This is a genomic window from Salmonella sp. SAL4457, assembly GCF_046548235.1.
GTDB classification, from domain to species: domain Bacteria; phylum Pseudomonadota; class Gammaproteobacteria; order Enterobacterales; family Enterobacteriaceae; genus Salmonella; species Salmonella enterica.
Genome location: NZ_JBGDZO010000383.1, coordinates 1 through 277, shown reverse-complemented (window position 1 = coordinate 277; position 277 = coordinate 1). Strand labels below are relative to the sequence as shown.

At 63.2% G+C, this 277-nt stretch carries 1 protein-coding gene; it reads right to left on the bottom strand.

All coding sequences use genetic code 11. The features are described 5' to 3' along the window. Positions 1 to 129 precede the first annotated feature (129 nt). A complete protein-coding gene (locus ACLJNW_RS24740; RefSeq protein WP_311488612.1) occupies positions 130 to 270 on the bottom strand; it encodes an energy transducer TonB in 141 nt (46 codons plus the stop codon). Positions 271 to 277 lie beyond the last annotated feature (7 nt).

Sequence of the window (277 nt, the reverse complement as noted above, 5' to 3'; positions counted from 1 at the left end):
CCCTTGACCAGGGCCAGGCCCCAGGTGACCACGGAAAAGCCGACCAGCAGCCAGATGACGGCGCCTTCGACGGATTCGAGCGGGGTGGTTAACAGACTCATGACGGATGCTCCTCGTGACGCTGCAGATTCAGTTCAACTTGAAATCGATCGGTACGCTGACCCAGCCGTCCTCGGCCTTGTCGCCGCGCTTGGCGGGAACGAAGGACCAGCGCTTGACCGCTTTCACCGCGGCCTGGTCGAGGGCTTCGCGTCCGCTCGACTTCTGCACCTGGATC